The organism is Bacillus sp. RC252, assembly GCF_044909215.1.
Classification (GTDB): domain Bacteria; phylum Bacillota; class Bacilli; order Bacillales; family Bacillaceae_G; genus Bacillus_A; species Bacillus_A mycoides.
In genome coordinates, this window is sequence record NZ_JBIYDV010000004.1 from 203,098 (window position 1) to 216,152 (window position 13,055).

The 13,055-nt window shown below is 33.3% G+C and carries 13 protein-coding genes and 1 pseudogene; 8 read left to right on the top strand and 6 right to left on the bottom strand.

From position 1 onward, the window contains the following. Window positions 1–85: 85 nt before the first annotated feature. The gene (locus ABH960_RS07880; protein WP_404444127.1) at window positions 86–1,084 is read right to left on the bottom strand and encodes an NADP-dependent oxidoreductase; all 999 of its coding nucleotides are present in this window, start codon (window positions 1,082–1,084) and stop codon (window positions 86–88) included. An 18-nt stretch (window positions 1,085–1,102) separates the two neighbouring features. After that, window positions 1,103–1,447, bottom strand: a complete 345-nt coding sequence (locus tag ABH960_RS07885) for an ArsR/SmtB family transcription factor (RefSeq protein WP_002167867.1) — start codon at window positions 1,445–1,447, stop codon at window positions 1,103–1,105. Between the two features lie 533 nt (window positions 1,448–1,980). Here ABH960_RS07885 and ABH960_RS07890 point away from each other — a divergent pair. The 3 genes from ABH960_RS07890 to ABH960_RS07900 all read left to right on the top strand — a co-directional run bounded on the left by ABH960_RS07890 (window position 1,981) and on the right by ABH960_RS07900 (window position 4,531). Further along, window positions 1,981–3,597: an FAD-dependent oxidoreductase gene (locus tag ABH960_RS07890; RefSeq protein ID WP_404444131.1), complete on the top strand. Its 1,617-nt coding sequence runs from the start codon at window positions 1,981–1,983 to the stop codon at window positions 3,595–3,597. A 115-nt stretch (window positions 3,598–3,712) separates the two neighbouring features. Then, window positions 3,713–4,084, top strand: a complete 372-nt coding sequence (locus ABH960_RS07895) for a hypothetical protein (RefSeq protein ID WP_002185228.1) — start codon at window positions 3,713–3,715, stop codon at window positions 4,082–4,084. An 87-nt stretch (window positions 4,085–4,171) separates the two neighbouring features. Continuing rightward, complete coding sequence (locus tag ABH960_RS07900; protein WP_016130038.1) at window positions 4,172–4,531, top strand: hypothetical protein; 360 nt, start codon at window positions 4,172–4,174, stop codon at window positions 4,529–4,531. A gap of 55 nt (window positions 4,532–4,586) precedes the next feature. Here the strand turns inward: ABH960_RS07900 and ABH960_RS07905 are convergent, their stop codons facing one another. The 3 genes from ABH960_RS07905 to ABH960_RS07915 all read right to left on the bottom strand — a co-directional run bounded on the left by ABH960_RS07905 (window position 4,587) and on the right by ABH960_RS07915 (window position 6,714). Then, on the bottom strand, window positions 4,587–5,264 hold the full coding sequence (locus ABH960_RS07905; RefSeq protein ID WP_002167869.1) for a YdcF family protein: 678 nt from the start codon (window positions 5,262–5,264) through the stop codon (window positions 4,587–4,589). 93 nt (window positions 5,265–5,357) lie between these two features. Continuing rightward, window positions 5,358–5,870, bottom strand: coding sequence for a DUF3916 domain-containing protein (locus ABH960_RS07910; protein WP_215553747.1), 513 nt, complete (start codon window positions 5,868–5,870; stop codon window positions 5,358–5,360). After that, a complete protein-coding gene (locus ABH960_RS07915) occupies window positions 5,863–6,714 on the bottom strand; it encodes a LysR family transcriptional regulator (RefSeq protein WP_340952995.1) in 852 nt (283 codons plus the stop codon). Before ABH960_RS07915 ends, ABH960_RS07910 begins: the two co-directional genes overlap by 8 nt. Window positions 6,715–6,826: 112 nt before the next feature. Between ABH960_RS07915 and ABH960_RS07920 the strand changes: the two genes are divergently transcribed. Further along, the gene (locus tag ABH960_RS07920; protein ID WP_404444136.1) at window positions 6,827–8,053 is read left to right on the top strand and encodes an MFS transporter; all 1,227 of its coding nucleotides are present in this window, start codon (window positions 6,827–6,829) and stop codon (window positions 8,051–8,053) included. Window positions 8,054–8,147: 94 nt separating this feature from the next. Here ABH960_RS07920 and ABH960_RS07925 read toward each other — a convergent pair. Beyond that, a pseudogene (locus tag ABH960_RS07925) lies at window positions 8,148–8,375 on the bottom strand (hypothetical protein). Window positions 8,376–8,636: 261 nt separating this feature from the next. Here ABH960_RS07925 and ABH960_RS07930 point away from each other — a divergent pair. The 4 genes from ABH960_RS07930 to ABH960_RS07945 all read left to right on the top strand — a co-directional run bounded on the left by ABH960_RS07930 (window position 8,637) and on the right by ABH960_RS07945 (window position 12,920). Continuing rightward, the gene (locus ABH960_RS07930; protein ID WP_016120598.1) at window positions 8,637–9,764 is read left to right on the top strand and encodes a serine hydrolase domain-containing protein; all 1,128 of its coding nucleotides are present in this window, start codon (window positions 8,637–8,639) and stop codon (window positions 9,762–9,764) included. A 285-nt stretch (window positions 9,765–10,049) separates the two neighbouring features. Continuing rightward, window positions 10,050–11,213 carry an agmatine deiminase family protein gene (locus ABH960_RS07935; RefSeq protein WP_404444139.1) on the top strand — a complete coding sequence of 388 codons (1,164 nt, stop codon included), beginning with the start codon at window positions 10,050–10,052 and terminating at the stop codon, window positions 11,211–11,213. Between the two features lie 176 nt (window positions 11,214–11,389). Next, the gene (gene psiE, locus ABH960_RS07940) at window positions 11,390–11,809 is read left to right on the top strand and encodes a phosphate-starvation-inducible protein PsiE (protein WP_404444142.1); all 420 of its coding nucleotides are present in this window, start codon (window positions 11,390–11,392) and stop codon (window positions 11,807–11,809) included. A 178-nt stretch (window positions 11,810–11,987) separates the two neighbouring features. Beyond that, window positions 11,988–12,920, top strand: coding sequence for a bestrophin family protein (locus ABH960_RS07945; protein ID WP_016127380.1), 933 nt, complete (start codon window positions 11,988–11,990; stop codon window positions 12,918–12,920). Window positions 12,921–13,055 lie beyond the last annotated feature (135 nt).

The following is a 13,055-nucleotide window of genomic DNA, read 5'->3' on the forward strand; positions in this document are numbered from 1 at the left end:
GAAATCTATTGTAAGGACTTCATTGCACTATGTCTATTTAACAGCAAATAATAAAACTCCATTTTAAAAAAATGGAGTTTTATTATTATTTGATTTTTACAATTATCTTTCCTTTTGCTCTTCCAGACTCTGAATATTCCATTGCTTTTTGAGTATCTTCAAAAGGGAAAATGCGATCGATTATAGGTTTGATTTGTCCAGATTCAATATACTTTGCAATTATACGTAATTGATCTCCGCTTGGTTTCATAAACAAAAACGAATATTGAGCATTATGCTTTTTTTCAAGTGCAGTAAGTTTTTTGCTTGCTAATGAAAATAAGAGTGTTTTGAAAAATCCTGAACCAAATTCTTTACCGAAGCGAGCATTCGGCATTCCTGAAACGGAAACAATGTTCCCTTCGCTTTTTATAATATCGAATGATTTTTCAAGTGTTGTACCGCCAAGTGTATCAAATACCGCATCATAATTTTTCAGTATATCTTCAAACTGTTCTTTTTTGTAATTAATAATTTCATCTGCGCCAAGAGACTTTACTAAATTTTCACCAGCTTCACTAGCAGTTGTTGCAACAGTGGCACCCATTATTTTTGCTAACTGAATTGCGAAAGTACCAACACCGCCGGATCCAGCGTGAATCAAAATCTTTTGTCCTTTTTGTAATTGCATGATGTCATGTAATGCTTGATATGATGTTAAGCCAACGAGTGGAATCGACGCCGCTTCCTCAAAAGTTAAATTTTTCGGTTTTAAGGCTATATCATCTTCATGAATGGCTATATATTCCGCAAAAGTACCGATCTTATCTTTTCTTGGACGTGCATATATTTCATCACCAACTTTAAATTGAGTCACCTTTGTTCCGACTTTTATAATGACACCAGAAAAGTCATTACCAAGAATAAGGGGCATTTTATATTTAAGTAACAACTTCACTTTTCCATCGCGTATTTTAAAATCAATTGGGTTAATGCTAGCTGCATGAATTTCTGCGAGCACCTCATACTGATTTATTTCAGGGGTGGGCATCTCAGTCATACGCATTGGAACTTTCCCGTACTTATCAATCACCATTGCTCTCATTTCTTATACCTCCAAAGTTCAATAAAAGTTTTGCAGTAGCTTCTCAATATCTAATACAAGATTTTTTAATAATCCTAATTTTGTACGTATGTCAATATAATAAAAGTTCTTTGTACCTTCTTTACGCATTAAAATAATACCAGCTTCTCGTAAAATCTTAAGGTGATGTGATACTGCTGGTCGAGAAAGGTGTGTTTGTTTAGTGATTTCGCCAACACGTAATCCAGTTTGACATTCTGTTTTCATTAGAACTAATAAAATAGCTTGACGTGTTTCATCACCAATTGCCAGTAATACTTTTTGACAATTAATAAAATCTTCTTTAATAACATTTAATTGTTCTTGTTTATTCATTTCAATCACTATACCTCCAATAATTAGTCGAAAGGTTTAAGATGATGAACCATTACATCGATACGGTAATGCTACATGAATGTTGTATGAGCTGCAATATTGAGAAAGAAAATCGAGACGAATCCATTTTTACGTATTGAAAATTATGGAGTAGTTATTATAGGGAATAGAAAATAATGGAGTTGAAAGGTAGAAAATGATTTAACAATACGATGTCTGCCGAGGATAAAGGGTAGCCATTTAACAATAAAATAAGCGGTCGTAACCTTGTATAATTTACAAGGTTACGACCGCTTATAATGTTTTTATTATTTTTGATGTCTATATCAGAGAATAGTTCAAAGTAAAGTAGGGCCTTCTTTTTTATCCTTTCATACACACACAAATTAAGTGACTTGTAGATGTATGAAAGGATAGAAGTAATTTGGGGCGTAATCTATCTATATGATAATTCAAAATGAAATATAAGTCTATATTTTTGTTGGTTTTTTGATTATATTTATGTCACTGAGCTCAGAAGAATATATGTGGAGGGAAAATGTATGGAATCGAAACATGTACCAGTTTTAATTGTTGGAGGGGGATTATCAGGATTATCGTCTGCATTATTTCTTGCGAAACATAACATTGATTATGTACTTATTGAAAGGCATCCGTCTACTGCGATTCATCCGAAAGCGGGTGGAATTACATTTCGCACAATGGAATTATTCCGAGAACTGGGTCTAGAAAAAGGAATTAGATTAGCTGGTAAAGCATTAGAGAATTGTCACGGGAGAATTGCAGTTCAAACAATAGCTGAGGTAAAGCATGAAGAGTTGGAACAAATAAGGGCGGCGCAGTATGAAAATAACGAAAATTTATTTCGTAAAGTGGAAGAGATTAGCCCATCAAAACAAACTGCTTGTTATCAAATTACTTTAGAGGAGATGATGTTACAAGAAGCACAGAGATTAGGCGGGAAGCTATCTTTTTATCATGAACTAGTTTCTTATGAGCAAAATGGAAACGGAGTAATAGCAACGATTCGAAATCGTAAAACGAAAGAAGAGAGCATGATTCATTGTGATTATGTAATTGCAGCAGATGGAGCGAAAAGTAAAATACGTGAACAGTTAGGTATTTTAACCGAGGGCCGTGGTACAATCGGTGGTTATTATATGAACATATATTTTGAAGCGGATTTGAGTGAATTTATTAAAGGAGACGCATTCGGTTTTACTATGATACTTCATCCAGAAGTAATTGGTGCGCTTATTCCAGTCGATAACGAAAGTAAATGGATTTATCATGTAGCTTATGATCCAGTAAAAGGGGAGCGACCAGAGGATTTCTCTATAGAACGCTGTAAACAAATTATTCAAACTGCAATTGGAAGTACGGATATTAAGCCAGAAATAGTAAGTGTTTTGCCGTGGGAAGCGAGTGAAAGTACAGCGGTAAAATTTCAGGACAATCGCATCTTTTTAGTTGGTGACTCGGCGCATATTATGCCGCCAACAGGAGGATTCGGTTCAAATACAGGAATACAAGATGCACATAATTTAGCTTGGAAATTAGCGGCTGTTATAAAAGAGAAAGCAAATCCAAAATTGTTAGAAACCTATCATGACGAGAGATATCCTGTTGCAAAATTAACGACGGACCATGCGAGTAGTATATTATTTCGTGCTGCGAATAGAGAGGAAGGTAATTTGAGTAATATGGATAGTTTAGCTGTCACTGCTGGTTATCAGTATTGCTCAGAAGCAATTATAGACGAATGTAACACACCGCATAGAATGAATATAGTTGATTTGAACGGACGCCCGGGAACGCGTGCGCCACATTTTTGGGGAACTTATGAAGGAAAAGAAGTTTCTATACTTGATCTATTTGGTAGCAACTTTGTGTTACTTACTGGAGCGGAGCCTAGTACTTGGACTGAAGCTGCAAATGTTGTTTCATCTGGATTAGGAATAAAGATAAAAGTGTATCAGGTAGGTTTAACTGGTGATTTTATCCATCAAGGTAACTTTTTTAGAAAACTATACGGGATAGAAAATGGAGGAGCGGTAGTAATAAGACCAGATGGATTTATTGGATGGCGTACGGAAAATGAGGTAGTAAAGCCGGGTATATTACTTGAAGAGATAATGAATTGTTTATTATGTAATTAAATATAAAAACACCGCTTGTATTTCAAAAGCAGAAGAACCACTGAATTATGGTGGCTTTCATATAACAACTATTACTTCTCAAAAGAGTAAGCATCTTTTAAGTTACACGAATATGATGCCAGTATACGTTAATAAACTACCTCATAAAGATGAGGCAGAGAAAATAGCGATGGATGTAATGGAAAAGGTTGATCGACAATATGCAAAGGGCCTAACTTTACTTCGTATAGAAAAACAAACTAGACATTATGTTGACGGGGGACAAACTGTGGAGTTTCCTGTTCTATGGATAAAGATGATGCATAATAACGGAAGTTTTAACTGGGTGACAATTGGTGGTGACGGACAAATCATTGAATTTGAGCGAGAAGTACGCTGGGATTATATGATGAGTCGTCGCCAAACAGAAATGTGGTATTACGATGATTGGGTATTGGCACGCACCGGGGAAGGACCACAATTATTGCCGCCAGCTGCGTTGGCTTAATATGTGTACAATGGTAGGCGTCTATGATAATATATCGCTAGTTATGCCTTATCTGTATAATAAAATGAACATAAAGGGCTGAGCGTTATGAGAAGAAAAGGTTATTTTATAGACAATGAGAGTAAGCGGTTATACAACAATGACATCGTAGTCTCAAATAAAATATATTCTAATAATCCTACGTTGGCAGAACTGAAACAAATGATTTATAACGGTGGAATAGAAGAAGTGTTTATATCCGATTATTTTGACGATCGAAAAAGTAATTTAGAGCGTGAATCAATAGATGATGTGAGAGCCGAATGGGATACAAAATATCACAATAATATTTGTCTTACTGATGAACCAGTATCTTTAGAAGATTTTCCAGATGAATATCTCTTCTTTGTTGAAATGTGGGAAAATGAAAGAGGAAAAGTAATTTTAGTGTTATTTATGCATCATTAGAATATTCGGGAAGCCTTTATATTGGCTTCCCGATATTTTTTATGTTGAAAAAATATTATGCAAGATGTTGGTAATATACTACGTATTTTTCTAATCCTTCAATCTCTTTCTCGGGAGGTTCAATTCCACCTTTTCGGCCGTAGCAAACATTTCTTAAGTATTCGCCGAAAATCATAGAGCGACTTTTCTCATTTTCCATCCAATTATATCTATTAATTATAAAATCACCATCAAAACTTGTATCAAATGTATATGGAATACAAGTTATATGTTTTGGTAAATGTTTTTTTAATACTCTATATTGCCGGCCTGCTCCTAAGCTTTTACATACAAATAGTAAACTATTAATTGTTGTAAAATCAAAGATCTTCTTAGCTTCAATTACATTTGCGATAGAATGGAGAGAGTTTTTCTCGAAAATGATAGCATCTTCCGGTACACCGTGTTCAATTAACTTGTTAACAATTACTTCTGATTCTGATAAATCTCCATAATTCCAGTTTGGATGTTTCATTCCATGTAAACTAGTACCACCTGTGACGATAATTTGTGCACCTAAACCTTGTTGATAAGCATGTAAAGGAGCTTGCCAATTACCAGGATGGGAACCACCGAAAACGAAAATTGCATCACACTGTTGTGGTGTTGATTCTTTTAGGAAAGCGATTTCGGTTATTTCTTCAATTTGTTTTTTCGTAAGATGTGGGACTTCAGGGTATTTAGGGATTACCATATGAAAACCTCCTATATAGTGAAATATTAAATTCATTATATAGCGATGTTGTTTAGTGGAAAAAGGGAAGTTTTTCATTTGACAGTTCCCCTTTTATGATAACTCTCCTATAAACAAAAGTTCTCCTTCATCATAAAATCCATCTTCATCCTTGATTATCTCTTGGAAATGCAATGTTTGGACACTGTTAGAAATTGATATTTTCCATTCATGCCCGAAGTCGGAAGCATTGGAGAGGGGAATCCATTTTTGAAATTCGTTATCTCTATTGAAAAAATTTTGAAAGTAGTCATCGTTTTTAAATATGATGATTTGTGAGTTCCATAAGCTTGCTATTTTGATCATAACAACGACTCGATATGTATTTGTATCGTTCGGTTTCATTGTCATTAATTGATTTGCTTGATTTAACAGGGTTTGAATGCACAATCGCTTTACTTTCCTAGGTGTTGTACTAGAATCGATAAAAGCTTGAGAGCCTGGTAAAGGCATATGCCAGTATTCATCGTTATAGAAAGTAGACGGAAATGCTTTAGTAGAGTCTTCAATTCTTTTTATAAGAGTTTGTGTTCTTCGTTTCATTCCGCGTATTTTTTTTTCACGCATTGCTGATCATCTCCATAAATTTTTGCAAGGCGGCTGAGTGGAAAATATCTTTTCGAATAATAAAGGTAGTAGGAACCTTTCTAAAGTGATTTGGTAATGTATTTAAAGATAAACCATGTTCGTAATCTGGAATAATAGATTTCAGCATAATAGCCGTACCCATACCTGATTTTACACATGCAAGTATTGCTTCAATTGTTCCGAACTCTAGTATTCTTTTAGGTGAAATCCCTTCTTCTTGAAGCCAGTTTTCTAATAGTTTTCTGTAATAACATCCTTGACTAAAAGCGAGTAAATTCAGTTCTCCTATTGTTTTAAAGGAAGATAGAGGAGTCTTACTAATGAGAACGAGTTCTTCTTCTCGAAATAAAAGTGTATGAAGTTCAACATGCTGAATATTTCCAGCGATGAATGCTCCATCCAGTTGACGGTCTAAGACGAGTTGAGTTAACCGTTCGGTCGTATTTGTTTCTAAAATAAATTCGACTTCTGGATACTTTTCATAATAGGTCGTTAATATAGGCGGGAGACGAACGGCTGTTGTCGATTCTGTACACCCGATTTTTAACGTGCCTTTTGGCTCGGTTCCGTTACTTTGGACAGCTTGAATGGATTGATCGATTAGATGGATGATTTGTTTTGCATATGTTAATAAAATTTCTCCGTTAGAAGTTAAAGTAACGCCTTTTCCATTTCGATAAAATAAAGGCACACCTAACTCAATTTCTAGTTGTTTTATACGCATCGTTACACCTGATTGTACATAGTTTAAGTTTTTAGCAGCATGAGATATATTTCCTACTGTCGCAACTTCGTAAAAAACCGTTAAATCTTTTATGTCCATTTATTATCACCCCGAAAAAGGTATCAATTTTTTTGATGGATTCTATTATTAACACTTATTTTACATGATATCAGAACCTTCATACAATGAAAGGGATATGGGGGAGATAACGTTGATAAGTGAAGAAAAAATTGAAAAGTACAGTAGTTCTAATAAATGGATCATGTTAACTTTGGCAACGGTAGCACAGGCAAGTGCAACACTTATAACATATGGAGTAGGGGTACTTGCGTTATTTTGGAAAGAGAAATATGCACTTTCGAATATGCAGGTTGGGTTGTTAATAAGTTCTGTAAATATTGGTCCGCTGTTTTGTATGCTTTTTGCCGGAAGGTTACTTGATCGATATAATGAAAGAATATTAATTGGAGCGAGTGCTGTATTACTTGGTGGGGCGCTGTTACTTGCTCATACGGCAAGGGGATTTATTGGGTTATTATTTGTTCTTCTTTTAATAGGGACCTTTTATAGTGTATCCCAGCCAGGGGGAAGTAAAGTAATCTTGAAATGGTTTCCGAAAGAGATTCGCGGATTAGCTATGGGAATACGGCAAGCTGGTATACCTATTGGCGGGGCGTTAGCAGGAGTAATAATCCCTTTGCTTACAATTAAATTTAGTTTAGCCTATACGATAAATGTTATTGCAACTATATGTATAATAGGCGGGTTATTGTTTTTCATATTTTATAAGGAATCGTACGTACGAGAACACACGAGCCAAGAAAATGTAAGTATTTCTTTTTGGATGCAGTTAAAAAAGGTAATATGTAAAAAAGAGCTGTATCCAATTTTTATTACAGGTATTTGCATGATTTCTTTACAAATGATATTAGTCGGACATTTTATAAAATTTTTAGTCATTGAAAAATCGATAACACCTATTGTAGCAGGGAAAGTATTTTCAGTTATGCTAGTTGCAGGAATGATAGGCCGAATTATATTAGCTACAATAAGTGATACATATTACAAAGGTGATCGTCGTACACCTTTATTAATAACTGTATGTATATCTTTTTGCTTAATTTTCGTTGTTGTAATGAGTATAAACACAATGACACTTGAGGCATTGTTTGTGATGAGCGGACTGCTAGGGTTCTTTGCAATCGGTTGGTTTAGTCTTTTTATGGTTGAAGTTGCTGAGTCTGCAAGTGAGGAATTGGTAGGCCTAACAGTGAGTTTTGCGCTTACACTTAATCAAATTGCTATTATCTTTGCACCTGCTTTGTTTGGTTATATAGTAGATGGAAAAGGCTACACATATGCATGGATGGGGATAGCTGCATTACTAAGCGTTTCAGCAGTGAATTTATGTAAAAGTAAACGAATATTAAAAATGTAAATCTTTTATGAAGAAAATCTAAAGAAATGTCGTGGGAGTGACATTTCTTTTTTAATATGTTGTATAATCAAGTTATAAATGAGATTCGTTTTCATTAACGCTCATTTCCTCTTTTGAAATTACCTGTAATTTTAGCCATAATAAGCTGTTTTTCTTTTTCGTTACTTGTCCGATTTATTTTGTTTAAAAATTTTTCAGCATCATTTCCTTTTAAAATTATAATCTGTTTTCCGTAATATTCAATTTAAACTATATTATTTTTTGTTACTCGATAATGAAACATCATATCATCTAAACGATTGCGCTTATCGGTCTTTTTCAAATTAACGCCTCCATTCTTGTTAATGTGTAACGAATGTTACATAAAAAATTAAAATTAAAGTTGGATGTATCCGATTGTAAGGTGGAAATTTTGTAAAAAAGAACTACAATAGAGAGTAGTTAAAATTTGAACGTTAGAAAAAGGAATCTAGTTTACTATGAGGAATAATAGAGTAGATAGATTATAAGATATTTAAAAACTAAAAGATATAGAATAGAATGGAAAAGTATAAAGTGAAACTAGATAAAAGAGGGTTCCCATATGTTTAAGAAATGGTTAATCGCTTTCTTTGTTTTTGCTATTTTTTGTGGGAGTGTCGCTGCACTCATACATGCAAATAAAGAAAAGAAATACAGTTTGAAGGCATTTTCAAATTTTGAGGATAAAGTTGGAAATGTTCAACCGAAAGTTGATGCGAATCAGCAAAAACGTTATGATATTGCAGCAACGAAACTCGATCAATATTTAAAAGATAAAGGATTTAACGGAACGGTTCTCGTAACGGATAAAAATAATGTGGTTTTACGAAAAGGCTATGGGTATGCGAATATAAAAGATAAAGTTTTAACAACGCCAAGAACAAAATATCGCATCGGTTCCATAACGAAAACAGTAGTTGCAATATCTATATTACAGCTAAGAGAAAAAGGGAAATTGAATATTGAAGACAATGTAAATAAGTATATTCCATCGTTTCCAGCAGATAAAAACATTACGTTACGAAATTTGTTAACACATACGTCCGGGTTACCAGATCAGGGACAAGGTAGTGTTGATGCGGCATCACGTTTAAAGTTAGTAACGTGGATTGGAGCGCAAAAGTTGCAATTTCCTGCAGGGACAGGATGGAAATATACAGATTATAATTATATGGTACTGGCGTATATTGTAGAAAAGATATCGAATAAACCGCTTGCTGAATATGTGAAAGAAAACATTTTTACTCCTGTTGAAATGAATGAATCTGGTATGGGTGCAACTCTCCCTGAAGATATTTTCTTAGCAGAAGGTTACACGAAAAAAGATAATGAGTTAATAGCTACACCCCGCTTAAAAATGAACTGGCTGTATGGTTGTGGTGAAATGTATACGACCGTTGAAGATATGAAAAGATTAGATGAGGCTATTATGGATGGAAAGCTGATTTCTAAACAAAGCTTATCAGATATGTTTACAGTATCACCTGCGAGAAAATATGGATTTAGCTTCTATATTTACCCAGATTATTATCATAACCACGGTGTATTAGCTGGCTGGAACACTTTTAATAATTTTAACTGGGATAAAAGAACGTTTGTAATATTATTCTCTAACGTACAAAATGGTATGAATGATACATTTAATCAAGAGTTTAGGAAATTAGCGAATGATTTAATAGAAGGAAAATAATTATTTGAAAATCGGTATTGATATAAAATTATCAATACCGATTTTTTTATTTAGTGAACAAGCATGTATGAGAGGGGATTAGTATTAGAATAAATTTATGAAGGAAGTTAAATGATATGGATGTTAAATATAGGAAGTGTATTTTGTGAATGTCATCTATTTGTATTGAAATTATGTGATTATCATGCGGAAGAATAATTGGTAATTTTTACATTGATGAAAAAGCTTGAGCTTCACACTATGTTAAGCCTTACAGTATTGTAGACATGAACAGGAGGTTGAAAAATGAAAAAAATAGTAAAGTTTTGTTTAATAGCTACATTATCTACAACGATTATTAGTGGATGTTCTTTTGAAGGGAATAATGAAAATGCCAAAGGGAAAGAGAAAGAGGATAAAAAAGTAGAGGTACAGAAAAACGCTGGAAAATATACGATGCCGGATGAAAAAGATAAACATGAAGGTACATGGCTACAATGGCCTCATGAATACACATATGGTCAAGAGTATAAACAAGAAGTTGAACCTATTTGGATTAAGATAGCAAGTGCTTTAACTGAGGGTGAAAAAGTCCACATTGTTGCATATGATGAGGAAGAGAAAGAGCGAATCAATAAGCTTTTAATAGATAAGGGGCTGAATATGGATAAAGTTGATTTCTTTATCGCTCCTACTGATGATGTGTGGGCAAGAGATAGTGGACCGATTTTTGTTTATGACAATAATAAAAATCTAAAAATATTAGATCCAGCATTTAATGGTTGGGGAAAGAAAACTCCATATAAAAATGATGCCCGTATACGTGAGAATGTTAGTAAACAATTAGGGATTGAAAGAATTGATTGGGGGAAATTTGTCCTTGAAGGTGGCGCAATTGAATTAGACAGCAATGGGACTGCTTTATTAACTCGAAGCGCAGTAACGAATAAAAATAGAAATCCTGATTTATCAGAAGCGGAAATTGAAAAATATATAAGTGACCTTGGGGTGACAAACTTTATTTGGTTAGATGGAGTGCCTAATTTAGATATTACTGATTTTCATATTGATGGATTTGCTAAATTCCATGATAAATCTACAATCGTAACGATGGCAGAAGATGCCTTGGCTGAATGGGGCTTGTCAAACAAAGATATGGATAAATTGTTAGATGCAAAAAATGCTTCAGGACAGAAATATAAGTACGAATACTTACCGCTTAGTAAAGATAAAGTTACTTTAGAAGGTGGAAAAACTCTAGATTATAAGGGGTCGTATATCAATTATTATGTTGGGAATACAGTTGTATTGGTTCCTAACTATAATGATCCAAATGACAAAATCGCAAACGATACGATTCAGAAATTATACCCGGATCGTAAAGTAGTGGGAATTGATGTGAGAGAGCTTTATAAAAATGGCGGAATGATCCATTGTGTGACACAGCAACAACCGATTCAATTGAAGTAATCGATTATAGTTTCGTTATGTTGCTTTATAGACAAAATAGGTGAAATGCTATCTTTACTTATTTTGTCTTGTTTTAACATCTGTAACAAGAACGGAATGTATAATTTTAATGTAACGATAATTGAATAAAAGTATATTGTCATTATTGGTTTATATGGAAAAGGAGAAAAATGTTTGTGGTAAAGAATTTTAAAAAAGTATTTTCGTTTTTCCCTATCGTTCTACAGTACATTATAAATGTAGCTTTGATCTGTTTGGGAATTGTTTTAAGTGTGTTTCTTATGAAAGAAGTCATTCAATTTATACAAGAACTTAAATTAAATAGTGAGGAATCTAGTTATCATTTAATTGATAGCATTGTCGTATTTTTTTTATATTTTGAATTCATCGTAATGATTATAAAGTATTTTCAAATGAACTTTCATTTTCCATTACGTTATTTTATATATATAGGTATTACGGCTATTGTTCGTCTAATTATTATAGACCATGATAGTCCAATGGATTCATTGATATATGCTTGCGCGATTCTTGTATTAATTAGTGCTTTATTCATTGTAAATTCTAAAATAATGCGTCGTGATTTAGAAGAGTGAACGTTTGTTGTTTAAATCAAAAAAGATGTTTTATCTTTTGGTAAAAAGGAGTAACAGTATTGAAAGAAATAATCTTAACCAGTTTTATAATAATAGGGTTTATGATTCTACTATTTAATTGTATACTTTCATAATTTAAAAGAATAAAAGGTTAATAAGGAAAGAGGTTTTTGTAAATATGGTTCATTACAATAATCAAAATAATTTACATCAAATATTTACATTAAAGGGAACAGTTATAAGAGATATTTTCCCGCAAATTTTATTATATATATGTATTTCAACGATAGTAACTGTGATTAATTATTATTATGTAGAAATAAAAATTAATCAAACTCCTTGGGTAATTGTTGGAGGAGCTTTAGGTCTACTGTTAGTTTTTCGTACTAACACTGCCTATGATAGGTATTGGGAAGGTAGAAAGTTATTTGGCACGGTTGGTGCTTGTACTAGAAATTTGGCAGTTAGTTTTTTATGTTATTGGGAGTCTGAAGGGAAAAAGACGGATCAGGAAAAATTAAAATTTTTACATTTGTTAATTGCTTTTCCAAAGATAGCGAAAGGACATTTGAGAGACGAAAAAGATTTATCCGAAATAAAAGCATTGTTTGATATTTGTTCTGAGAAGGAAAAAGAAATGTTGGCTGAGTCTATTCATTTACCGATTAGTATAGTTTTTATGTTAAAAACTATACTATCAAAAGGTTTGAAAACGGGTCAAATTCACCCAAATGCAATAATTAATATGGAAGCTGATTTGAATACTCTGCTTACGGCTGTGGGTGGATGTGATCGGATCAAAACAACGCCTATTCCTTTTGCATATTTTGCTCATATTAAAATTTTACTGCTCATATTTTGCGGGACTTTATCGATTGGTCTTGTTGATAGTCTTGGATGGTTTACAGTACTTGCAACTACGTTTATAAGTTTTGCATTTATAGGGATTGAAGCAATAGGAGTTGAAATTGAGGATCCATTTGGTCAAGATCCAAACGATCTGCCGCTAGAAGGGATTTGCATTGGTGTAGAAACGCATTTAGTGAATTTATATAATCAAAACGCTCTATTAGAAGTAATGGATTTGAATCTTGATAAAAAAATCATCTAATCCTTCATTGTGTACGACGATTAAAATTTAAAAATCTTGTCAAGAGTCAGTTTACGGCTTAACGACGTCTTTATATTTTTTATATAAATATATAATATTTCTCCGTGCTATAATCCATTCATGAAATGTGCACGT

Coding starts and splice junctions, on each gene's coding strand:
- ABH960_RS07880 (WP_404444127.1), bottom strand. CDS start 1,084: ATGAGAGCAATGGTGATTGATAAGTACGGGAAAGTTCCAATGCGTATG.
- ABH960_RS07890 (WP_404444131.1), top strand. CDS start 1,981: ATGGAATCGAAACATGTACCAGTTTTAATTGTTGGAGGGGGATTATCA.
- ABH960_RS07895 (WP_002185228.1), top strand. CDS start 3,713: ATGCCAGTATACGTTAATAAACTACCTCATAAAGATGAGGCAGAGAAA.
- ABH960_RS07900 (WP_016130038.1), top strand. CDS start 4,172: ATGAGAAGAAAAGGTTATTTTATAGACAATGAGAGTAAGCGGTTATAC.
- ABH960_RS07905 (WP_002167869.1), bottom strand. CDS start 5,264: ATGGTAATCCCTAAATACCCTGAAGTCCCACATCTTACGAAAAAACAA.
- ABH960_RS07910 (WP_215553747.1), bottom strand. CDS start 5,870: ATGCGTGAAAAAAAAATACGCGGAATGAAACGAAGAACACAAACTCTT.
- ABH960_RS07915 (WP_340952995.1), bottom strand. CDS start 6,714: ATGGACATAAAAGATTTAACGGTTTTTTACGAAGTTGCGACAGTAGGA.
- ABH960_RS07930 (WP_016120598.1), top strand. CDS start 8,637: ATGTTTAAGAAATGGTTAATCGCTTTCTTTGTTTTTGCTATTTTTTGT.
- ABH960_RS07935 (WP_404444139.1), top strand. CDS start 10,050: ATGAAAAAAATAGTAAAGTTTTGTTTAATAGCTACATTATCTACAACG.
- ABH960_RS07945 (WP_016127380.1), top strand. CDS start 11,988: ATGGTTCATTACAATAATCAAAATAATTTACATCAAATATTTACATTA.